General features: G+C 73.8%; 19 protein-coding genes. 13 read left to right on the top strand and 6 right to left on the bottom strand.

Annotated features, from left to right (window positions below; genetic code table 11):
• Window positions 1–156: 156 nt before the first annotated feature.
• From ACTWM8_RS26160 to ACTWM8_RS26150, 3 genes are read right to left on the bottom strand one after another with little or no spacing between them, the layout of a single operon-like run.
• Complete coding sequence (locus tag ACTWM8_RS26160) at window positions 157–1,548, bottom strand: TldD/PmbA family protein (RefSeq protein ID WP_446211300.1); 1,392 nt, start codon at window positions 1,546–1,548, stop codon at window positions 157–159.
• The gene (locus ACTWM8_RS26155; protein ID WP_446211299.1) at window positions 1,545–2,981 is read right to left on the bottom strand and encodes a TldD/PmbA family protein; all 1,437 of its coding nucleotides are present in this window, start codon (window positions 2,979–2,981) and stop codon (window positions 1,545–1,547) included. Before ACTWM8_RS26155 ends, ACTWM8_RS26160 begins: the two co-directional genes overlap by 4 nt.
• Before the next feature lie 33 nt (window positions 2,982–3,014).
• Window positions 3,015–3,563 carry a Uma2 family endonuclease gene (locus tag ACTWM8_RS26150; RefSeq protein WP_446211298.1) on the bottom strand — a complete coding sequence of 183 codons (549 nt, stop codon included), beginning with the start codon at window positions 3,561–3,563 and terminating at the stop codon, window positions 3,015–3,017.
• Window positions 3,564–3,847: 284 nt separating this feature from the next.
• Here ACTWM8_RS26150 and ACTWM8_RS26145 point away from each other — a divergent pair, with 284 nt between their 5' ends.
• From ACTWM8_RS26145 to ACTWM8_RS26125, 5 genes are all read left to right on the top strand, one after another.
• The gene (locus tag ACTWM8_RS26145) at window positions 3,848–4,903 is read left to right on the top strand and encodes an ABC transporter ATP-binding protein (protein WP_446214686.1); all 1,056 of its coding nucleotides are present in this window, start codon (window positions 3,848–3,850) and stop codon (window positions 4,901–4,903) included.
• Window positions 4,900–5,979, top strand: a complete 1,080-nt coding sequence (locus ACTWM8_RS26140; protein ID WP_446211297.1) for an ABC transporter ATP-binding protein — start codon at window positions 4,900–4,902, stop codon at window positions 5,977–5,979. Before ACTWM8_RS26145 ends, ACTWM8_RS26140 begins: the two co-directional genes overlap by 4 nt.
• Window positions 5,976–6,986: an ABC transporter permease gene (locus tag ACTWM8_RS26135; protein WP_446211296.1), complete on the top strand. Its 1,011-nt coding sequence runs from the start codon at window positions 5,976–5,978 to the stop codon at window positions 6,984–6,986. Before ACTWM8_RS26140 ends, ACTWM8_RS26135 begins: the two co-directional genes overlap by 4 nt.
• A gap of 10 nt (window positions 6,987–6,996) precedes the next feature.
• Complete coding sequence (locus ACTWM8_RS26130; protein WP_446211295.1) at window positions 6,997–7,983, top strand: ABC transporter permease; 987 nt, start codon at window positions 6,997–6,999, stop codon at window positions 7,981–7,983.
• A gap of 155 nt (window positions 7,984–8,138) precedes the next feature.
• Window positions 8,139–9,881, top strand: coding sequence for an ABC transporter substrate-binding protein (locus ACTWM8_RS26125; protein ID WP_446211294.1), 1,743 nt, complete (start codon window positions 8,139–8,141; stop codon window positions 9,879–9,881).
• Between the two features lie 56 nt (window positions 9,882–9,937).
• Here ACTWM8_RS26125 and ACTWM8_RS26120 read toward each other — a convergent pair whose 3' ends face one another.
• Window positions 9,938–12,079, bottom strand: a complete 2,142-nt coding sequence (locus ACTWM8_RS26120) for a prolyl oligopeptidase family serine peptidase (RefSeq protein ID WP_446211293.1) — start codon at window positions 12,077–12,079, stop codon at window positions 9,938–9,940.
• Between the two features lie 87 nt (window positions 12,080–12,166).
• Here ACTWM8_RS26120 and mshB point away from each other — a divergent pair, with 87 nt between their 5' ends.
• The 3 genes from mshB to ACTWM8_RS26105 all read left to right on the top strand — a co-directional run bounded on the left by mshB (window position 12,167) and on the right by ACTWM8_RS26105 (window position 14,091).
• Window positions 12,167–13,090, top strand: coding sequence for an N-acetyl-1-D-myo-inositol-2-amino-2-deoxy-alpha-D-glucopyranoside deacetylase (gene mshB / locus ACTWM8_RS26115; RefSeq protein ID WP_446211292.1), 924 nt, complete (start codon window positions 12,167–12,169; stop codon window positions 13,088–13,090).
• 17 nt (window positions 13,091–13,107) lie between these two features.
• Window positions 13,108–13,545 (top strand): hypothetical protein, encoded by a 438-nt coding sequence (locus tag ACTWM8_RS26110; protein ID WP_446214685.1) that lies wholly within the window; start codon window positions 13,108–13,110, stop codon window positions 13,543–13,545.
• An 81-nt stretch (window positions 13,546–13,626) separates the two neighbouring features.
• Window positions 13,627–14,091, top strand: coding sequence for a hypothetical protein (locus tag ACTWM8_RS26105; protein WP_446211291.1), 465 nt, complete (start codon window positions 13,627–13,629; stop codon window positions 14,089–14,091).
• A 237-nt stretch (window positions 14,092–14,328) separates the two neighbouring features.
• On the opposite strand, the gene ACTWM8_RS26100 is transcribed toward ACTWM8_RS26105, so the two are convergent.
• Window positions 14,329–15,288, bottom strand: coding sequence for a GNAT family N-acetyltransferase (locus ACTWM8_RS26100; RefSeq protein WP_446211290.1), 960 nt, complete (start codon window positions 15,286–15,288; stop codon window positions 14,329–14,331).
• A gap of 79 nt (window positions 15,289–15,367) precedes the next feature.
• On the opposite strand from ACTWM8_RS26100, the gene fdxA reads away from it, so the two are divergent.
• The 5 genes from fdxA to ACTWM8_RS26075 are packed head-to-tail and all read left to right on the top strand — an operon-like array spanning window position 15,368 to window position 19,152.
• A complete protein-coding gene (fdxA, locus tag ACTWM8_RS26095; protein ID WP_007464872.1) occupies window positions 15,368–15,694 on the top strand; it encodes a ferredoxin in 327 nt (108 codons plus the stop codon).
• The gene (gene dapC, locus ACTWM8_RS26090) at window positions 15,691–16,806 is read left to right on the top strand and encodes a succinyldiaminopimelate transaminase (protein ID WP_446214684.1); all 1,116 of its coding nucleotides are present in this window, start codon (window positions 15,691–15,693) and stop codon (window positions 16,804–16,806) included. The genes fdxA and dapC overlap by 4 nt, the downstream gene beginning before the upstream one ends.
• 6 nt (window positions 16,807–16,812) lie before the next feature.
• Complete coding sequence (locus ACTWM8_RS26085; protein WP_446211289.1) at window positions 16,813–17,859, top strand: prephenate dehydrogenase; 1,047 nt, start codon at window positions 16,813–16,815, stop codon at window positions 17,857–17,859.
• A 4-nt stretch (window positions 17,860–17,863) separates the two neighbouring features.
• Entirely contained in the window at window positions 17,864–18,505 is a 642-nt protein-coding gene (locus tag ACTWM8_RS26080; protein ID WP_446211288.1) for an SIMPL domain-containing protein, read from the top strand.
• A complete protein-coding gene (locus ACTWM8_RS26075; protein WP_446211287.1) occupies window positions 18,505–19,152 on the top strand; it encodes a nucleoside/nucleotide kinase family protein in 648 nt (215 codons plus the stop codon). Before ACTWM8_RS26080 ends, ACTWM8_RS26075 begins: the two co-directional genes overlap by 1 nt.
• On the opposite strand, the gene ACTWM8_RS26070 is transcribed toward ACTWM8_RS26075, so the two are convergent.
• Window positions 19,129–21,711 carry a hypothetical protein gene (locus ACTWM8_RS26070; RefSeq protein ID WP_446211286.1) on the bottom strand — a complete coding sequence of 861 codons (2,583 nt, stop codon included), beginning with the start codon at window positions 21,709–21,711 and terminating at the stop codon, window positions 19,129–19,131. The genes ACTWM8_RS26075 and ACTWM8_RS26070 overlap by 24 nt on opposite strands.
• Between the last annotated feature and the right edge of the window lie 77 nt (window positions 21,712–21,788).

The raw sequence follows: 21,788 nt of genomic DNA, 5'->3' as shown, positions 1-21,788 counted from the left end.
CCACGCCAGCGTCGCGTCCATCCGGCGGATCGGCCCGAACGACACGCGTCACTCGCGATGGCAACGGGCCACCTTCGCCCCCGCTCGGCCAGGCGGCGTGGGCGCCAGGTCAGGAGGTCCGGCACGCGAGCGTGCCGGACACCACGGTACCCGAGGTCAGCCGGAGGCGCCGCCGGTGAAGTTCCACGCCGCCAGGCGCAGCGCCGGCGCCTCCCACCAGACCCCGTCCAGCCGGTCCGGCTGGCGGACCGGCCGTCGGCCGAGGCCGAGCACCGCGCCCGGCGCCAGCGCCCGCGGGTACGACTCGGTGAACCGGAAGTCGCGGACCGCCCGGGTCGGCACGCCGTCCTCGACCAGCCACACGCCGTTGCGGGTCAGCCCCGTGATCACCAGGCTCTTCGGATCGAGCACCCGGGTGTACCAGAAGTCGCTGACCAGCAGCCCGCGCTCCATCCCGGCGACCAGCGCGGCCGTGTCCCCGTCCGCCACCGCCCCGGGCGTGACCTCGGCGCCGCCGTCGGGCCGCCCGCCCGGGCCGGCCGCGGCGAGCAGGCGGAGGTTGCGGGGGATCGGGCCGAAGGTGGACGCGCCGACCATGCCGTGGCCGGTGGACCCGGTGCCCACCTCGGCGCCGCTGCGCCGGTCGTGCGCCACCGCGCGGGTCACCCCGGCCTCGACCAGCGTCAGCGCCCGCCGGGCGGTGCCCTCCAGGTCGTATGGGAGGGCGGAGGCGTGCAGCGGGTCGTCGACCAGGATCACCGACGGGTCGAACTGGGCGCTGCCCGGCTCGGCGAAGGACTGCCGCTCGGCGTATCGCTTGCCGTTGAAGCCGTACCAGGAGAAGTTCTGCAGCAGGTCGCCCACCGCGGCGGGCTCCAGCACCACCTCGTACCGGCCCGGGGGCAGCTCCACCGGGTCGGCGGCGGCGCGCGCCTTGCCGGCGGCCCGGGCTCCCAGCGCCGCCCCGTCGAGGTCGGCCAGGCGGTCGGCGCAGAGCCGGGCCATCCCGTCCGCGCCGCCGGCCCGGGCGATGCCGTCCATCGCCGCCTCGGTGGTGCGGCCCTGCGCGGTGTGGCCGGCGGAGTTGGCGAACGCCCCGGACCGGTACGACGTCCGGCAGTAGCCGGCCGCCTCCAGCCCGCCCACCGCCTCGACGAAGGCGCGGACCCGGTCCGCCCGCGCGTCCGGCTCGGCGTAGGCGGTTTCCTCGTCGAGCAGGCCGCTGGAGCGCACCGCCGTGGGCGGGGTCAACCCCGGCCAGGCCGGGTCCGGCGGGCAGAGCCGCGCCGCCGCCACCGTCCGCTCGACCAGCGCGTGCAGGCCGTCGGCGTCGACCAGGCTGCCACCGCCGGCGGCGGTCCGGCCGTCGACGTGCAGCCGCAGCCGCACCGAGACACCGGACTCGGCCACGTTCTGGTGGATGAAGGAGTTGGCGAACCGGGTCAGCGCCAGGTCGTGCCGGGTCACCGCCACCTCGGCCTGCGCGTCGGGGCCGGCCAGCCGGCGGATTAGCTCCACCACCTGACCGGCGACGTCCAGCTCGGTCATGCGCGCACCCCCACTCGGACGGAACGGAAGCGGGCCGGCGCGGCCGGGTGGCCGGTGTGGCCGACCTGGCCGGGCTGGCCCTTCCCGCAGTTGGGTGTGCCCCAGGCGACGGTCTCGGAGGAGAGCATGTCCATCGAGCGCCAGAAGAGCGGGCCGATGCCGGTGTAGGTGGGGTTGCGCAGCATCCGCCCGCGCCGGCCGTTCTTCACCTCCCAGCCGATCTCGCAGCCGAACTGGAAGTTGAGCCGCTTGTCGTCGATCGACCAGGAGCGGTTGACATTCATCAGCACCCCGTCGTCGGTGGCGGCGATGATCTCGTCGAGCGTGTGCGGGCCGGGCTCCAGGCCCACGTTGGTCATCCGCACCATCGGCAGCCGGGCCCAGCCGTCGGCCCGAACGCTGCCGCCGTAGTCGAGACCGGCGACGGCGGCCGAGTCCCGACCGGCGAGCACGCCCACCCACCGCCCCTCGCGGACCGCGTCCCGGCGGACCGCCGGGGAGCCCTCGTCGTCGAAGCCGAAGCTGCCCAGCGCGCCCGGGATGGTCGGGTCGATGGTGACGTTCATCAGCTCGGAGCCGTAGCGCAGCGAGCCGAGCTGGGCCAGGTCCAACCAGGACGTGCCGGCGAAGGCGGCCTCCCAGCCGAGGATGCGGTCCAGCTCGATGGCGTGGCCGACCGACTCGTGGATCTGCAGGGCGAGCTGTTCGCCGCCGAGGATGAGGTCGGTCTCGCCGGCCGGGCACTCCCGCGCGGTGAGCAGCGCCCGGGACTCCTCGGCGATGCGCGCGGCGTGCGCGGTGAGGTCCAGCGACTCGACCAGCTCCCAGCCGGTGGTGCCGTACTGGCCCCGGTAGCTGGGGTAGGAGCGGCGCTGGGTCTCGCCGTCACCGATCGAGGTGGCCGAGATGCCGCCGCCGCACTCGCGGATGCGCTGGTCGATCCGGTGCCCCTCGCTGGAGACGAACCACTTGGCGGTGTCCCAGATCTGGTAGAGCCCCTCGGCCACGTCCGCGCCGTGCTCCCGCATCGTCGCGGTGGCCCCGACCAGCAGATCGCCCTTGTCGGAGAGGGCGACCCCGAGCGGGTCGACCCGGCACGACGAGGCCCAGCTCGCCACGGCCGCTCCGGTCGGCACCAGGTCGATCGGCGGGCCGGGCACCCGCGCGCTCGCGGCGGCGATCGCCGCGGCGCGCCGGCCGGCGTCGCGGGCCGCGGCGTCGGACAGCTCGGGTACGGCGTGGAAGCCCCAGCTCGACCCGACCAGCGCCCGCACCCCCAGGCCGATGCTCTCGTCCTGGGCCAGCTCCTCGATGGCGCCGTTGCGGGCCGACATCGACTCGTACCGGCGGTGCATCACCCGGGCGTCCGCGTACCGGGCGCCCGCGTCGAGGGCGGCCTGGACGGCGGCGGAGGCCGCGTCGAACTCGGTCATGCGCCCGACCCTAGGCGAGCCGGCCGACGTTCGTCAGCCGAGCAGTTCCTCAGGACGGATGGTGACCTTGACCGGTTCGGTCAGCTCCAGCGCCTCACCGGCCCTGGTCACCGAGCGTTCGACGTAGTGCCCACCCTGCCGCTGGTAGAGGTGCATGGTCAGGGTCTCCTGGTCGACCAGCAGATACCACTCGATGCCGGCGGCGGCGTAGTAGTGCATCTTGAGCACCTTGTCGGTCGCCGCGTTGCTGGGCGAGATGACCTCGCACACCAGATGCACGTCGCTGGCGTCGATCACGAGCACGCGCAGGTCGACGGCGTTGGTGATGACCAGGTCGGGAATCGGGATCCGGCCCGGCCTCAGGCGGACGTTCACGGCTTCGAGCACCCGCAGGCCGGCCTCACGCACCGGCTGGCGGAGCGCGGCGCGAAGTTCTCCGGAAATGTTTTGATGCAGGGGGGTGGGCCGAGGAGTCACGTAAAGGCTCCAGTCGAAGAGTTCGACGCGTTGTCGCGTCTCGCCGAGGGCGAGGTACTCCTCTTCGGTCCACAGGCCGTCGTGGTCGAACACCGCCGCGGTCATGGTCACCTCCGCCTACTCGCGCGAATCCTCCCTTGCCTGCCGCGACCATCGTCGCACCTCAGGTGTGACGGCCGGCCGACGACACCGGATCACGGTGGTGAATGTCCTGGTGAGGACTGTTCACGCCCGTTGTCGACTCGTTACGCTGTGGGCCGCTGACAGCCCGCCGCTTGTAGCTTATTTTCACCCTCGAAGCTTTGTTGTAGGTTCTCTACAACCTGAGGGAGGCGGTCGTGGACAGTCCGGAACCCGTGCCGTCCGGGCAGTCGGACGACCGCCCCGGCGTGCCGGAGCAGCGCGCCGCCGAGGCGCCCCACCTGCGCGTCGACGACCTGCGGGTCAGTTTCGCCACCACCGACGGCGTGGTCCGGGCCGTGGACGGGATCTCCTTCGACGTGGCGCGCGGGCGCACGCTCGGCATCGTCGGCGAGTCCGGCTCGGGCAAGAGCGTCACCTCGCTGGCCATCCTGGGCCTGCACGACGCCAAGCGGACCACCATCACCGGGGAGATCACCCTCGGTGGTCGTCAACTGGTCGGCCTCCCCGACGAGGAGGTGCGCCGGCTGCGCGGCCGGGACATGGCGATGATCTTCCAGGATCCGCTGTCGGCACTGCACCCGTACTACACCGTGGGCCGGCAGATCGCCGAGGCGTACCGGGTGCACCACCCGGGGGCGGGCCGGCGGGAGGCGCGTACCCGGGCGGTGGACATGCTCGGCCGGGTCGGCATCCCGCAGCCGGCGCGCCGCTTCGACCAGTACCCGCACGAGTTCTCCGGCGGCATGCGGCAGCGGGCGATGATCGCGATGGCGCTGGTCAACGACCCGGACCTGCTGATCGCCGACGAGCCGACCACCGCCCTAGACGTGACCGTGCAGGCGCAGATCCTGGACCTGCTCACCGACCTGCAGGCCGAGTTCCACTCGGCGATCATCCTGATCACCCACGACCTGGGCGTGGTCTCCCAGGTCGCCGACGACGTGCTGGTGATGTACGGGGGCCGGGCGGTCGAGCGGGGCACGGTCGAGCAGGTGCTGCGGCGCCCGCAGCACCCGTACACCTGGGGGTTGCTGTCGAGCGTGCCCTCGCTGCACGGCGACGCGGACGCGGACCTGGTGCCGATCCCCGGCACGCCGCCCTCGCTGATCAACCTGCCGTCGGGCTGCGCGTTCCACCCGCGCTGTCGGTACGCCGGCCGCAACGGTGACCGCTCGCGCACCGAGGTGCCCGAGCTGGGCCCGGCGGGTGAGGCCGGCCACCTGGTCGCCTGTCACCTGTCGGCGCAGGAGCGCACCCGGCTCTACCAGGAGGACGTGGCACACGTGGGGGTGGCCCGATGAGTGAGACCGAGCCGCTGCTGCGGGTACGTGGGCTGACCAAGCACTTCCCGGTGCGCACCGGACTGCGCAGCCGGGGGCTGGTGCGGGCGGTCGACGGGTTGGACTTCGACGTACGGCCGGGGGAGACCCTCGGCCTGGTCGGGGAGTCCGGCTGCGGCAAGACCACCACCGGCCGGATGCTGGTCCGGCTGCTGGAGCCCAGCGCCGGGACCATCGAGTTCGCCGGCCGGGACATCACCCACGCCCGGCGGCGGGAGTTGCGGCCGCTGCGGCAGGACCTCCAGATCATCTTCCAGGACCCGTACGCCTCGCTGAACCCCCGGCACACCGTGGGCCGGATCGTGGCGATGCCGTTGCAGGTCAACGGCATCGACCCGCCCGGTGGGGTGCGCAAGCGGGTGCAGGAGCTGCTGGAGTTGGTCGGGCTGAACCCGGAGCACTACAACCGCTACCCGCACGAGTTCTCCGGCGGTCAGCGGCAGCGCATCGGCATCGCCCGGGCGCTGGCGCTGCGGCCGAAGCTGATCGTCGCCGACGAGCCGGTCTCCGCGCTGGACGTCTCGATCCAGGCGCAGGTGATCAACCTGCTCCGGGACCTGCAACGCGACCTCGACCTGGCGTTCGTGTTCATCGCCCACGACCTGGCCGTGGTGCGGCACTTCTGCCAGCGGGTCGCCGTCATGTACCTCGGCCGGATCGTCGAGATCGGCGATCGGGCCGACATCTACGAACGGCCGCAGCATCCGTACACCCGGGCCCTGCTGTCGGCGATCCCGGACGTGACGGCGCTCGGCCCGGCCGGGCGGATCCGGCTGGCCGGCGACGTCCCGACGCCGCTGGACCCGCCCTCGGGCTGCCGGTTCCGGACCCGCTGCTGGAAGGCGCAGGACGTCTGCGCCACCGAGGAACCGGCCCTGGTGCCCCGGGACGGGGGCCGGCAGGCCACCGCCTGCCACTTCCCGGAGTCCGGCCCGGTGGCCGCCGCCGGCCTGGTGGTCCCGGTGCAGGCGGCCTCGACAGAATCGACGTCCCCGGCCGGGTCGGTGGGCGCGAGCGGCGAGGAGGTGGCGCAGTGAGTCTGTCCCCGGTCGAGGGCGTGGCGCTGGCCGAGATCGAGTCCGGCGGTGGCGGCGACGCGCCGCGGAGCGGAGGCGTCGTCGGCCGGTCGCCCGGGCAGCTCGCCCTGGCCCGGCTGCGCCGGGACCGGACCGCCCGGGTCAGTGCCGCCCTGCTGGTCTTCTTCGTGGTGGTCGCGCTGATCGCCCCGCTGCTGTCCCTGGTGTACGGCGTCGGTCCCGGCGAGGACTTCAAGGACAAGCTGGACCGGTGCTGCGGCATGCCGCTGGGCTACCTGGGCGGCATCTCCGGCGAGCACTGGTTCGGGCTGGAACCCGGCACCGGCCGGGACATCTTCATCCGGATGGTGTACGGCCTGCGGACCTCCCTGCTGATCGCCTTCTCGGCGGCGGTGCTCAGCACCGCGCTCGGCGTCACGCTCGGGGTCGTCGCCGGCTACCTGGGCGGCTGGGTCGACGCGGTGATCACCTGGATCACCGACCTGGTGCTGGCCATGCCGTTCCTGATCATCGCGCTGGCCCTGATGCCGACGCTGGTGCTGCGCTTCTACGGCGAGCGCGCCGCGGTGCCCGAGGCGTTCGGCGTGGCGATGCTGATCGCGATCTTCGCGGTCTTCGGCTGGACCAGCACCGCCCGGCTGGTCCGCGGGCAGGTGATCGCGCTGCGCGAGCGGGAGTTCGTGGAGGCGGCCCGGGCCAGCGGCGCCGGCCTGGGGCACATGCTCTTCCGGCAGCTGCTGCCGAACATCTGGGCGCCGATTCTGGTGGCCTTCTCGCTGGCGGTGCCGCAGTTCATCACCAGCGAGGCGGCGCTGGCCTTCATCGGGGTCGGCCTGACCGACGAGACGCCGAGTTTCGGCCGGATGATCTACCGGAGCCTGGACTACCTCCAGACCGACCCGGCGTACGTCTTCTTCCCCGGCGTCACCATCTTCGCGCTGGTGCTGGCCTTCAACCTCTTCGGGGACGCGCTGCGCGACGCGCTCGACCCGAAGTCGTCGCGGTAGGGGTGCCGACATGGCCCGTTTCCTGATCAAGCGGATCTTCTCCGCCGCCCTCACCCTCTTCGTGGTGAGCGTGCTGACCTTCCTGATGTTCTTCGCGCTGCCCCGCGACCCGGTCAACGGCATGTGCCCGAAGAACTGCAACCCGGAGCGGCTGGAGCGGGTACGCCAGGAGCTGGGGCTGCGCGACCCGCTCGTCACCCAGTACGCCGGCTACATGAAGGGCATCTTCACCGGCCGGGACCTGGGCAGCGCCCAGGGCGGTCGGTGTGACGCCCCCTGCCTGGGCTGGTCGTACGTGGCCAACGAGGCGGTCTCGGACACCATCGCCCGGGTGCTGCCGGTGACGCTGAGCATCGTGATCCCGGCGGCGATCCTCTGGTTGCTGCTCGGGGTGGGTCTCGGCATGATCTCCGCGCTGCGTCGGGGCACCTGGGTGGACCGGGCCGCGATCGGTTTCTCGCTGACCGGCGCCTCGTTGCAGCTCTACTTCGTCGGCGCGGTGCTGCTGCTGGTCTTCGTCTACACCACGCGGCTGCTGCCGGTGCCCGGCTACACGTCGATCCTCGACAATCCGCTGAAATGGGCGAGCGGGCTGGTGCTCGCCTGGGTCGCGCTGGCCTTCCTCTTCTCCGCCATCTACGCCCGGCTGTCCCGGGCGCAGATGCTGGAGACGCTGTCGGAGGACTTCGTCCGGACCGCGCGGGCCAAGGGCCTGGCCAAACCCCAGGTGTACGGGCGGCACGCGCTGCGCGCGGCGATCACCCCGGTGGTCACCATCGCCGGGCTGGACGTCGGCGGGGCGCTGGGCGGCACGGTGATCACCGAGCTGACCTTCGGCCTGACCGGGCTGGGGCGTACCGCCGTGGACGCGGTCAAGGGCGGTGACCTGCCCACCATCATGGCCACCGTACTGATCGCGGCCTTCTTCGTGGTGGTCGCCAACCTGGTGGTGGACCTGCTCTACGCCGCGATCGACCCGCGGGTGCGGCTGGGCTGACGCCGTCGCGGATCGGGAGCGGACACCCGATGTACGCGTCGTTGAAATTTAGCGACAACTGTTACACAACTCGAAGGTTTTCTTCTTTACGATCCTCGGGACGTCGGCGGGTCCCCGCCCGGCGCCCGCAGAGCACACGGTGGAGGAGGTACGACATGCGACCACGGGTGGCGGCAGCCGCATCCGGCGCTATCGCACTGGTTGTGGCGTTGGGCGCGTGCACGAAGAACACGGACGACGGCCCGGTGGTGGACAACAACCGGAAGCAGACCGGGGTGATCGCGACCGACCCGAAGGACTCCCAGGGGCCGGCGGCCGAGGTCGAGGGGGCCCAGAAGGGCGGCACGTTCAGCATCATCCGGGAGACGCCGATCTCCCACCTGGACCCGCAGCGGACGTACTCGTTCGCCGGCCTGATGGCCAACCCGCTCTTCGCCCGCTACCTGACCACCTGGAAGGACGACGGCAAGGGCGGCCTGGTGCTCGTCGGTGACCTGGCCGAGACGCCCGGCACCAACGTCAACAACGACTGCAAGGTCTGGGAATTCAAGATCAAGGACGGGGTGAAGTTCGAGGACGGCAGCGCGATCACCTCCAAGGAGATCGCGTACGGCATCGCCCGCTCCTTCGACCCGGACCTGCCCGGCGGCCCGACCTACATCCAGGAGTGGCTGGCCGACAGCCCGCAGTTCGACACCAAGTGGGACTTCAAGAAGAACAAGACCGGGCTGCCCCCGGGCCTGACCACGCCGGACGCGAAGACGCTGCGCTTCGAGTTCGCCAAGCCCCGCTGCGACCTGCCGTTCGCCGTCTCGCTGCCGACCACCGCGCCGCTCAAGCCCGAGATGGACACCGGCGTCAACCTCGACCAGAAGCCGTTCTCGTCGGGGCCGTACAAGGTCGCCAAGCACCAGGTCGGCGTGCAGCTGACCCTGGACCGCAACCCGAACTGGGACCCGAAGACCGACCCGGTGCGGCACCAGTACCCGGACCAGTTCGTCTGGACGTTCGGCCCGACCGCCGACGCCGCGAACAACCGGGTGATCGCCGACAACGGCGCGGACCAGAGCGCGCTCGCCTGGAACTTCGTGCCCGCCTCGCTGGTGGCCAAGGTCGCCGGTGACGCCAACCTGAAGTCGCGGACCATCCTCTCCCCGACGCCGAGCGCCAACCAGCTGGTCATCAACACCCAGCGGGTCACCGACCTCAAGGTCCGGCAGGCGCTCAACTACGCCATCGACCGCGACGGCCTGATCAAGACCATCGGTGGCTCCACCGTGGCGGCCCCGCTGACCACGCTGATGCCGCCGGCGACGATCGGCTACAAGGCGTACGACGCGTACCCGGCGGGCGCCAGCGGCGACATCGACAAGGCCAAGGAACTGCTCGGCGGCCAGACCCCGCAGCTCGTCCTCGGCGCCTCCGACGACTCGGAGGAGCAGGAGATGGCCACCCAGATCAAGAGCAACCTGGAGAAGGCCGGCTTCAAGATCACGATCCGGAACATCCCGGACGACGCCAAGCTCGACGAGATCAAGAAGAAGAACAACCCCTGGGACCTGTACATCGGCAACTGGGCGGCGGACTGGCCGAGCGGCGCGTCCATCCTGCCGGTGCTCTACGACGGCCGGTCGATCAAGGCCGAGGGCAACAGCAACCAGTCCTACTTCAACGACCCGGCCATCAACGCCGAGTTCGACCGGATCCTGGCCATGTCCCCGGCCGACCAGGGCCCGGAGTGGGGCAAGCTCGATGAGCGGATCATGAAGGAGCACGCCCCGGTGGTGCCGCTCTACGTCGACGTGGCCTACGTCGTGCACGGCTCCAAGGCCGGCGGGGTCTTCATCTCCAGCGTCTTCGGCTACCCGTCCTTCGTCAACGCGCACGTCAAGCAGTAACTCGCGGTAGGGACGGGCCCCGGTCGACAACGATGTCGGCCGGGGCCTTCCGCGTCTCAGAGGTGCGTACGCAGGAAGTCCAGCTCCAGCCGGAGCAGCCGCTCGGACAGCCCGTCGGCGGCCATGTGGCTGGCCCCGGTCAGCGGCAGCACCGCGTGCGGGCGCCCGGTGGCCAGCAGCGCCGCCGACAGCCGCAGCGTGTGCGCGGCCACCACGTTGTCGTCGGCCAGGCCGTGCACCAGCAGCAGCGGGCGAGCCTGCTCCGACCCGACCAGCGGCTCGGCGGCCAGCTCCACCAGCGAGTGGTGGCCGTAAACGTCGATCCCGTCGTCCGGCAGGCCCAGGTAGCGCTCCGTGTAGGCGGTGTCGTACAGGTGCCAGTCGGTGACCGGGGCGCCGGCGATGCCGCAGCGGAACAGCTCCGGGTGCCGCAGCACGGCCAGCCCGGCCAGCCAGCCGCCGAACGACCAGCCCCGGATCGCCACCCGGTCCAGGTCCAGGTCCGGGTGCTTGCCGGCCAGCGCGGTCAGCGCGTCCACCTGGTCGGTCAGGATCACGTCGGCCAGCCGGCGGTGCACCGCCTTCTCGAACGAGGGCGCCACCCCCGGGGTGCCCCGGTTGTCGACGGTCACCACCGCGAAGCCGGAGTCGGCCCACCACTGCCGTTCCAGCCAGACCGCCCGGGCGGCCACCACCTCCTGGTGTCCCGGACCGCCGTAGACGTCCAGCAGCACCGGCAGCCGGGTGCCCTTGACGTGGTCGCTCGGGTAGAGCACGCCGGACGGCAGCCGCCGGTCGGTCACCCGGACCAGCATCGGGCGGGGGGCGTACGGCGGGGTGGCGGCCAGCGAGCGCAACTGGGCCACCTCCCGGTCGCCGCGCCAGACCGACCAGCTCGTCCCCGCGTCGTCCAGCGAGGCGGTGCCCACCACCAGCACGTCCCCGCCGACCGCGGCGGTGTGCCAGCCGGGGGTGCCGCTCATCCGGCGGGCGTCCACGCCGCCGCCGATCACCGTGCGGACCCGGTACAGGTGGCGCTGGCTCGGCTCGCCCTCGCTCGCCTCGACCAGCAGGTCCGCCGGGCCGCCGCCGGTGGGCAGTCGCCCCACCACCCGGCGTACGTAGAGCGAGGGTGGGGTGAGCAGGGTGCCGTCGGCGAAGAGGCAGCGGGCGTCGTACCCGTCGTGGGCCAGCTCCCCGCCGACCAGGACCCGGCCGTCCGGCAGGTGCGCCGGGGTGCCCGGGATCGGCTCCACCCAGCGCGGGTCGGCCAGCTCGGCGTGCACCTGCGTCTCCCCGGTGCGCGGGTCCACGGCCAGCACCAGGCCGTGCTGCTGCGAGCGGCGCAGCACCGTGATCAGCGGCCCGCCGTCGGCCCAGCCCACCGAGGCCAGGTACGGGTAGGTCTCGCGGTCCCAGTGCACGTCGACCCAGCCGTCGTCGAGGTCGAGCAGGTGCAGGCTGACCTCGGCGTTCGGCCCGCCCGCCCGGGGGTACGCGACCGTGGTCGGCGGGCTCGCCGGGTCGGCCGGGTCGTGCAGGTGCCAGCGCGGCAGCCGGGACTCGTCCACCCGGGCGGCCAGCACCGACCGGCCGTCCGGCGCCCACCAGTAGCCGCGGAACCGGTCGAACTCCTCGGCCGCGACGTGCTCGGCCAGCCCCCAGGTCACGCCGGAGTCCTCGCCGGCCAGCAGGGTGTCGGTGCCGTCGGACTCGACCACCCGCAGCTGGCCCCGGCGGACCCCCTCGGCGGCGTCGGTGACGTACGCCAGCCGCTCGCCGGTCGGGTCCGGCCGCGGGTCGATCACCGGTCCGACGGTCTCCACCTCGACCACGTCGCCGTGCACCAGGTCGGCCCGGAACAGCCGCCCGGCCAGCGCGAAGACCGCCACCCGGCCGGCGGCGTCGAGGGCGTACGAGCCGATGCCGGCGCTGCTGAGCCGCAGCCGTTCGCGCAGCGCCCGCTCGCCGGGGGCGAGCGCGCCCGGTTCGGTGTCGGCGCCGAGCAGCGCGGCCGGGTCGGCGATCAGCCGCTCCTCGCCGCTGGCGACCTCCAGCGACCAGAGTTGCTCGGCCGGGTCCTCGGGACCGCCCGAGCGGAGGAAGACCACCCGGGAGCCGTCGTCGGCCACGGAAACGGCGCGCGGCGCCCCGTGGCTGAACCGACGGGTACGGGCGGCCAGCTCGGGAAAGTCCACAGCTCCAGATCGTAGGGCGGCTCGCGACGTGATGTGGCCGACCTGGGCGGACGCGTCAGGGTCGGTGGAGGAGGACCGCCGGTTAGAGTGACGGACGTGACGACGCTGCCCGATCGACGCCTTCTGCTGGTTCACGCGCACCCCGACGACGAGTCCATCGGCACCGGGTCGACGATGGCCTGGTACGCCGCCAGCGGCGCCCACGTCACGCTGGTGACCTGCACTCTCGGCGAGGAGGGCGAGATCCACGTGCCGGAGTTGGTGCAGCTCGCCGCCGCCGAGGCCGACCAGCTCGGCGGCTACCGGATCGGCGAGCTGGCGGCCGCCTGTGCCGCGCTCGGCGTCACCGACCACCGCTTCCTCGGCGGCGCCGGCCGCTACCGCGACTCCGGCATGATGGGGCTCGCCACCAACGAGCACCCCCGGGCCTTCTGGCAGGCCGACCTCGACGAGGCCGCCGGGCACCTGGTGGAGATCATGCGCGAGGTCCGCCCGCAGGTCATGATCACGTACGACCCGAACGGCTTCTACGGCCACCCCGACCACATCCAGGCCCACCGGGTGGCGATGCGGGCGCACGAGCTGGCCGCCGCCGAGGGCTTCGCCCCGGCCAAGGTCTACTGGACGGCCATGCCGCGCAGCGTGCTGGAGGCCGGCCTGACCGCCTTCACCGAGGCGTCCGACAACCCGTTCGACGGTATCGACAGCGCAGACGAGCTGCCCTTCGGCACGCCCGATCCGCAGATCGCCGCGCGGATCGACGCCACCGACCAGCATGCCGCCAAGGAGGCGGCGATGCGGGCGCACGCCACCCAGATCCCGGCCACCTCGTGGCTGTACTCGATCGCCGGCAACTTCGGCGCCGAGTTCATGGGCGTGGAGTACTTCACCCTCGCGGTGGGCGAGAAGGGCCCCGGCAAGGGCCCGTACGGCTGGGAGGACGACCTCTTCGCCGGGCTGGCCGCGGACGGCACCGATCGCTCCCCGGTCGCGGTGGCCGGGCTCCGGTGACCCTGCCCGCCGCGCCGATGACGGTGGTCGAGGAGCAGGTCACGCCGCCGCCCCCGGGCCGGTCCGCGCGGCTGCTCGACGTCGCCCTGCGGGTCGCCGGCGGGCTGGTCTCGGTGGTCGGCGGGGTGCTGGTGGCGCTGCTCGGGCTGCTGCTGTCCACCGTCCGGGTGGGCGGTCACCTGATCGGGGTGTCGGTGCTGGTCACCATCGGCGCGGCGGTCGCGGTGAGCTGGTTCGCGTACGCCACGGTCGGCCGCAAGTGGGCGGTGGCGCTGCCGGCGTTGCCGTGGTTCGTGCTGATGGCCGTCGCGGCGGTCCGCACCACCGAGGGCGACCTGCTGGTCGCCGGCGACAACTGGGTGGGGCTGGGCATGATCACCGCCGGGGCGATGACCTTCGCGGTGATGGCGTTCCGGCAGATCCTCGGCCCGCCGCAACGACGTCACGACGGGTGATGACGCCGCACAGCCTGTGGTGGTAGACATTCCTGCCAGAAGGCTCGCCGGTGGGGTGGGCGGTACGGCGGGAGGCGTGCGATGGGGAATCGGTGGCGCGCGGTCGGCGTGCTCGCGGGGGCGCTGTTCGCGGTCAACGTGGCGGCTCGGGTGATCATCGAGCTCGGCTTCGACGGGAACGACACCGCCGCCGACCGGGTCTCGCTGGGCATGTTCGTGGTGATCGGGCTGATCCTCGCCGGGGTCGTCTTCGTGCAGGGTCGTACCCGTCCGGTGGGCGCCTGGGGCGCCGACGTCGGCGCGGCGGTGGTGGTGGCGCTGCTGCTGACCGTGCTGGTCGGGCCGCTGCTGGTCGGCAACAACCCGTTCGGCGGGGGCGCCGGGCTGTTCTTCGCCCAGATCTGGCTCTACCTGCTGGCCGCCGGGGCCGGCGTGGCGGTCGGCTACCTGGTGCTCACCGCGCTCGGCCTCGACCACCGCTCGCAGCAGCTCAAGCGGTACGCCGAGATCAAGTCGGCCAAGCCGCGCCGCGTCGTCCGTCGCTGAACCGGGTGATGTATCCCGGCCGGGCGGGTCCGGTCGCGGCCGACGTCTGATCGACTCCGTGTCGGCGGAACGGCGGTATCGCGGCCGCCCCGATGCCGCCACATCGGCGACACGGAGTCGATCATCCGCGAGCAGCCGGCGGGGTCGGTCAGGTGGGCGCGGTGGCCTGTCGGTCGTGCGGCTGTTTGTTCCTGGGCCAGCCACGGGCCGGGCGCCGCCGGTGGACCTTCCCTCTGCTCAGTCCGGGGCGACCCGGGTGAGGTAGGTGTGGTGGGTGGTGAAGCCGAGTCTCCGGTAGAGCGTCACCGCGGCGGTGTTGCGCTGCTCCACCTGGAGGAAAGCGTGCGTCGCCCCCTCCGCCACGCCCCAGTCGACCAGGGCCCGGACCACCCGGCCGGCCAGCCCGCGCCGCCGGGCCTCGGGCACCACCTCGATCAGGCTGAGCCCGAGCCAGCGCCCCCGCCCGGTGACGGTGCCCCGGCCGATCGCGACCAGCGTGCCGTCGGCGTACACGTGGGCGAAGCGGACCCGGGGCACGGCGGTGAGCACGTGCCGGGCGGCGTCCGGGAGGCCGCCCTTGCGGCCGGCGGCGAGCGCGAGCCAGTCGTCCGACGGCCTGGCGGCCAGCTCGATCGGCGGCGAGCCGGCCGGGGCCGGCGCGGCCGGCGGCACCGCGGCGAGGGCGACGGTCTGCACCAGCACCGGTGGCAGGCTGCCCCAGCCCCGGGCGTCCAGCTCCGCGCCGACCGGCGCGGCCAGCGGGAGCGGGGTGTTCACCATGGCCGGCTGCCCCTGGTCGGCGTACCAGCGTTCCACCGCGTCCAGCGCGGCCGGCAGCGGCCGGTCCGGGTCGCCCACCGGCAGCGCGGAGTTGGCCCGGCCGGACCAGCCGGCGGCGGACCGCAGCAGCCAGTCGCCCAGCCGGTCCCGGACGGCGGCGGGCCAGGCCTCGTCGGAGGCCAGCTCCAGCTCCATCACGGCGGAGGCGGTCGGCCGGCGGGTCGGCGGCACCCGCTTGGCCCGGTGCACCTCGGTCACCGGCACGCGCAGCCGGCCCTGCGTGGTGGCGAGAGTGAGATGGGTCTCGGTCAGCTCCACCAGCTCGCCGAGTGCGTCCGAGAAGAGGGGGCGGCCCTCGCGAATCCCCACAATGCGGCGCACCACGATCCGGTGGCCCACGTCCTGCTGTCGGAGCACGATCGACCTCCTCCCCGGCGAGATACTAGGCTCTTACCGTCGCGGGTGATCGCGGCGCGTCTTGCGGAGGAGAAGACCGGTGACCTACATCATCGCCGAGCCGTGCGTGGATGTGCTCGACAAGGCATGCATCGAGGAGTGCCCGGTCGACTGCATTTACGAGGGCAATCGGATGCTCTACATCCACCCCGACGAGTGCGTCGACTGTGGTGCCTGTGAGCCGGTCTGCCCGGTCGAAGCCATCTTCTACGAGGACGACGTCCCGGAGCAGTGGAAGGACTACACCGGGGCCAACTACGAGTTCTTCGAGGATCTCGGCTCGCCGGGTGGCGCGTCGAAGATCGGCAAGGTGGAGAAGGACGCGACGTTCGTCGCCGCCCAACCGCCGCGCGGAGAGGGCCACTGAACCGGCCCGCGCCGGTCTCGTCGCGGCTGCCCGAGTTCACCTGGGACACGCTGGACGCCGCGGCCACCGTGGCCGCGGCGCACCCGGACGGTCTGATCAACCTCTCGATGGGCACGCCGGTCGACCCGGTGCCCCCGGTGATCCGGCAGGCGCTGGCGGACGCGTCCGACGCCCCGGGGTACCCGCTGACCGCGGGCACCTCGGCGCTGCGGGACGCCATCGCCGGCTGGGTGGCCCGGGCCTGCGGGGCCGGGATCGACGGGCTCGGCGTGCTGCCGACGATCGGCTCCAAGGAACTGGTCGCCTGGCTGCCCACCCTGCTCGGGATCGGCCCCGGTGACGTGGTCGTGGTGCCGTCGATCGCCTACCCGACGTACGAGGACGGGGCCCGGCTCGCCGGCGCCACCACCGTCCGCGCCGACTCGCTGACCGCGGTCGGTCCGACCTCCCGGGTACGCCTGGTCTGGGTCAACTCGCCCGGCAACCCGACCGGTCGGGTGCTGCCCGCCGCCCACCTGCGCAAGGTGGTCGACTGGGCCCGCGAGCGGGGCGCCGTGGTGGCCAGCGACGAGTGCTACCTGCCGCTGGGCTGGACGGCCGACGCCGAGCCGGTCTCGGTGCTCTCGCCCGAGGTCTGCGGCGGGTCGTACGAGTCGGTGCTGGCGGTGCACTCGCTCTCCAAGCGCTCCAACCTGGCCGGCTACCGGGCCGGTTTCGTCGCCGGCGACCCGGCGCTGGTGGCCGAGCTGCTCAAGATCCGCAAGCACGCCGGCATGATCGTGCCCGCGCCGGTGCAGGCCGCCATGGTGGCCGCGCTCTCCGACCAGGCGCACGCCGACGAGCAGCGGGAGCGCTACCGGGCCCGGCGGGAGACGCTGCTCGCCGCGTTCACCGCGGCGGGCTTCACCGTGGAGCACTCCGAGGCCGGCCTCTACCTGTGGATGACCCGGGGCGAGGACTGCTGGGCCACGGTGGACTGGCTGGCCCGCCGGGGCATCCTGGTCGCCGCCGGCGTCTTCTACGGCCCCGGCGGGGGTCAGCACGTCCGGGCCGCGTTGACCGAGTCCGACGCGCACGTCGCGGCGGTCGCCGCCCGGCTCGCACAGGTCTGACCGCCGATGGGCGGGGCCGGCGGGGTGGTCCGGGCGGCGGTGGTCGGCACCGGTTTGATCGGCGGTTCGGTGCTGCTCCGGCTGCACGCCGCCGGGCTGGACGTGGCCGGCTGGGACCCGGACGAGGCGACCCGGCGGCAGGCCCGGCGGGTCGGCGTACCGGCACCGGAGCGTCTGGTCGACGCGGTGGCCGACCGGGACGTGGTCTTCCTCTGCGGGCCGCTGCCCACCCTGCCGCGGACCCTGGTCGAGGTGGCCGCGGCGACCGGCGAGGACTGCCTGCTCACCGACGTCGGGAGCACCAAGGCGGAGCTGGCCGCGTTCGCCGCCGCGCAGGGGCTGGCCCACCGCTTCGTTCCCGGCCACCCGATGGCGGGCACCGACCGGGCCGGTCTGACCGCTGCGCTGCCGGGGCTCTTCGACGACGCCGCCTGGGTGCTCTGCCCCGCGCCCGGCCCCGGCCTGGCCGCCTTCCGCCGGCTCACCGTGCTGGTGATGGAGGTGTTCGCCGCCCGGGTGGTGCCGATGGCGGCCGACCGGCACGACGCGGTCGTCGCGCTCGCCTCGCACGTGCCGCACCTGCTCGCCGGCGCCCTCGCCGGCGCGGCCGAGCGCTCCCCGCTGCGCGACGCCGTCCTCGGCCTCGCCGCCGGCAGCTTCCGCGACGGCACCCGGGTCGCCGGCACGCCACCGGAGCGGACGGCGAACATGCTGCTCGCCAACCGGGCGGAGGTGCTGGCCGCGCTGACCTCGGTCACCGCCTTCCTGGACGAACTAGCGGCCGCGCTGCGCGACGACGACCGGGCCGCGCTCACCGCCCGGCACGGCGAGGGTCGCGACGCCCGGGCCGCGCTGGCCGGCCGCGCGACGGTCGAGCTGCGGCGGGCCTTCCCGCTGGCCGGCAGCGGGGACGCGGAGCTGCGCTTCCTGCTCGAGCTGGGCGCGGCCGGCGGGTGCCTCGACGGGTGCCGGACGACCGGCGACCAGGTCGAGTACGTGGCCCGCCGGTTGGCCGTGGAACCGGGCGGCCCAGCGGGCCCGCCGCTAGGGTGAGGGCGTGACGGACGGACCGGTCGTGGCGGTGCGCGGTGAGGCGTACCGGGAGGTCGCGCCCGAGCTGGCCGGCTTCCAGGTGACCGCGACGGCCCGCGAGCGGGACCGGGAGGTCACCCTGACCCGGCTCGCCGAGCGGGCCGCCGCCGTGCGGGTGCTGCTCGACGAGCACGCCGCCGCGCTCGACCGCCGGGAGGCCGGCGACCTGCGGGTACGTCCCGAGACCAACCGCTCCGGCGAACGCGTGGTCGGCTACCACGGCAGCGTCACCACCAGCGTCACCGTCACCGACTTCGCCGTCCTCGCCGAACTGATGCTCCGCCTGGCCGACCAGGAGCAGGTCGAGGTGGCCGGCCCCTGGTGGTCGCTGCGGCCGGACAGCCCCGCCCACCGGGAGGCCCGGCACGCCGCCATCACCGACGCGCTGCACCGGGCCCGGGAGTACGCCGAGGCGTTGGGCGCCCGGGTCACCGCCCTGCTGGAGCTGGCCGACGCGGAGGAGGGGTTCGCCCCGATGGCCGGCGCGGCGTTCTCCCGCCGGATGGAGAAGGGTGCGCCGCCGGAGCTGGAACTCGACCCGCAGCCGCAGACCGTGCACGCCGTGGTGCGGGCCCGGTTCACCGTCAGCGACCCGGTCCTGCCCTGATGCCCGAGGCCATCCCGCTCCCGCTCGACGACCTGATCGCCCGTGCCCGTGCCCTGGCCGAGGCGGGGCCCCGACAGTTGCTCGGCATCGCCGGGGCGCCCGGGGCGGGCAAGTCCACGCTCGCCGAGCGGATCGTCGCGGCGGTCGGCCCGAGCGCCCGGCTGGTGCCGATGGACGGCTTCCACCTGGCTCAGGCCGAGTTGGCGCGGCTGGGCCGCGCCGCGCGCAAGGGCGCGGTGGACACCTTCGACGCCAACGGGTACATCTCGCTGCTGCGCCGACTGCGACGGCTGGAGCCGACCGCGGTCTACGCGCCGCTGTTCCGCCGGGACCTGGAGGAGCCGGTGGCCGGGGCGATCGAGGTGCTGCCCTCGGTCCGGCTGGTGGTGACCGAGGGCAACTATCTGCTGTTCACCGACCCGCCGTGGGACGAGGTGCGGCCGCTGCTGCACGAGGCGTGGTTCGTCGACCTGGACGCGGAGTCGCGGCTGCGTCGGCTCATCGCCCGGCACCAGGCGTACGGGCGGACGCCGGAGCAGGCGGCGGCCTGGGCGTACGGCAGCGACGAGACCAACGCCGCCCTGGTCCGTGCCACCGCGAACTACGCCGACCTGGTGGTCCGGCTAACCGACCCCCCGCCGGGGTGACGGGACGCCGCGCCGCAGCAGCCGGGCGACCATGGCTCGTTCCCGCTGGAACTCCACCGCCTCCGGATATCCGCTGTGGTTGCGGATGGGCGGGTCGGCGACCTCCCCGCCGCTGGGGTGCAGCGCCTCCGGGTCGACGACCGGCACCTCCCGCTCCCCGGCGGTGACCTGCCAGCCGAGCGGGTCGGTGGGGCGCCAGAAGTTGGTCCAAGCGACGCACCCGTCGGGCCAGGTGAGGGCGCCGGCGAGCACCCGGAGCCGGTCCGGCCCGAAGTACGCCGGGAAGACCCGGCCGTAGAGCCGGGTGAGCTGGCAGCCGTAGGAGAAGAACCAGATTCGCCTTCGCCAGCGTGCCGGCAGTTGGAGCAGCATCGAGGCGCAGATGACGGTCCCCTGGCTGTGCCCGGAGAGGATCACCCCGTCCATCCGGCGCGGGTCGTGCTCGGCCAGCGCGAGGATCCCGGCGACCCGGGTCTGGAGTTCGGGCACCGCCCGCTCCGCGTAGCTCGGCGGGGCCAGCGGGTGCGCGGCGCGGGGCCAGAAGGTGCCGACGTCCCAGACGACGCCGACCGAGCGGCGGACGGTGTCGTTGCGGTAGACCAGCAGCCCCACCCCGGCGACCACCACCGGCAGCCAGCCCAGCATCATGTCGCCGACGTCCGCGACGGTGTGGATCACCGCCTGCCAGCCGACGGCGGACCCCGGGACGGGACGGCTGCGGGACAGCGCCGCCGCGCAGCAGAGGGCGGCCAGCACCACCGCCACGGTGGCGTAGCAGCCGACCAGCCGGACGGCGTGTTCGCCGACCAGCCGGTGCAGGGCCCGGTAGCGGCTGACGTCGCGGCAGCGCCGCCGGTCGTGGGGGGAGTGGTCGGTACCGGGCCCGGTCAGTTCGGCGTACTCCTGACGGCGCAGCCGCCGGAAGAGCAGGCCGGCGCGGATGCCGGTGCCGACGAGGGCGGCCACCGCCACGGCGAAGGCCAGCCCGGCCCAGAACACCGCCAGCGGCGGCATCACCCGTTCGGGCCCGGCGTCGTCGTTGAGCCGTTCGGCGACCCAGTGCAGCAGCCCGGCGCCGTAGGCGATCGCCATCGTCCAGCCCGCGCCGGCGATCAGGGCCGGACCTCGACCACCCCAGGCCAGGTCGGTGTGCGGGCCGGGGGGCTGCTGGTCGGCGTCACCGCGGGTCCGGGGCAGCAGCAGGCCGGTCGCGGCGACCGCGATCGCCGGTACGGCGAGCATCCAGATGCTCAGTCCCCGCGGAGCGGCAGGCACCCCGGGCAGCGCGCCCTCGATCCAGCCCACCCCGAGCGGCAGCAGCGCGGCGCCGAGCACCGGGGCGAGCAGCGCGCGCCGTCCCGACCGGCTGACCGCGCCGATGGCGATCAGCAGCAGCACCTGGTACGTGGCCAGCCAGGCGACGGCCGTGTCGTACCCGGGCAGCGACCGATCAACCAGGCAGCCCGGCGTGTCGGGGGCCGCGGTGCAGCCGACCGGCGGCCGGAGCTGCGCCAGCGGCCGGCCGGCGGGCCCGTCGGGCAGGACCAGGAGCACGAAGGTTCCGGCCAGTCCCAGGCCGAGGAGCGCCCCAACGGCGGTGCTCCACCGGCCCAGCGGGGTGTCCCCGCGGCGTCGGGTCAGGTAGGGCCGGCCGATCGCGACGACCGCCGTCCCGACCACCGCGGCGAGGGCGGCGACGGTGGGCCAGGCGACCACCGCCCGGGCGCCCCGGGGCGGGTCCATCACGAGCACCGCCGCGATCGGCACCGACGCGGCGACCGCCGCCCCGGTGCACAGGTGCAGCACGGCGGCCCGACGCAGCTGCCCCTCGCCGCACCAGAAGGTCGGGTCCTGCAACGGGTTCGCCGGCGGCGGCGGGTCGGCGGGCGGGGCGACCTCCGGTCCGGCGTCGGTCGGGCGGCGGGCGGGACGCGGCTCGGCGGGCATCTCGGCCTCGTACTGGTAGGTGCGCCAGGCGACCATGCCGAGCACGACCAGCACGGCCAGCGGCAGCAGCAGGCCGACGGTGAGCGCGTGGGCGTCGGCCCGCCACCAGCCGCGGCCGAGGAACTCCCACGGGCCGGGCACCCGCCCCAGGCAGTCCTGGTCGACGCACTGCCAGGCGATCAGGTCCACCCCGACGCCGGTCAGCGTGATCGCCAGGGTGGCGGTGAGGCTCAGGCAGAAGAGGCGGATCAGCCAGGCGGCGATGCCGGAGCGGCCGGCCCAGCGTTCGGTGTCCGGGTCCGGCGGGATGTCGGGGCGGGCGTGCAGGGCCACGTTGGCCAGGGTGAACGGGAGCAGCACCGTCCACAGGGCCCGCTCGACGTCGCGCGCGGTCCGCGCGCCGGAGGTGAGCTGCCCCCAGCTGTACGCCTCGACGGTGATCGGGTCGTCCGGGCCGGCGGAGGTGGACCGGTAGAAGCCGGTGACCTTACCGCCGGCCACCAGGGCGGGTTGCGGGCCGGCCCCGGCGGGTTCGGGGCGCAGCCCGAGGAGCTGGTCGGGCGGGGTGTTGGACACCCCGTGCACCCGTAGTTCGAGCACCCGATCGCCCATCCGTGCCCCCTGGTGTCGCGCTCACTACCCAGAGTGCACCCTGGTGCCCGGTTCCGGCCACCCGTATATCCGTTGTT

The sequence above is a fragment of the Micromonospora sp. IBSANI012 genome (assembly GCF_052814045.1).
This window is presented reverse-complemented; position numbering and strand designations above follow the sequence as displayed.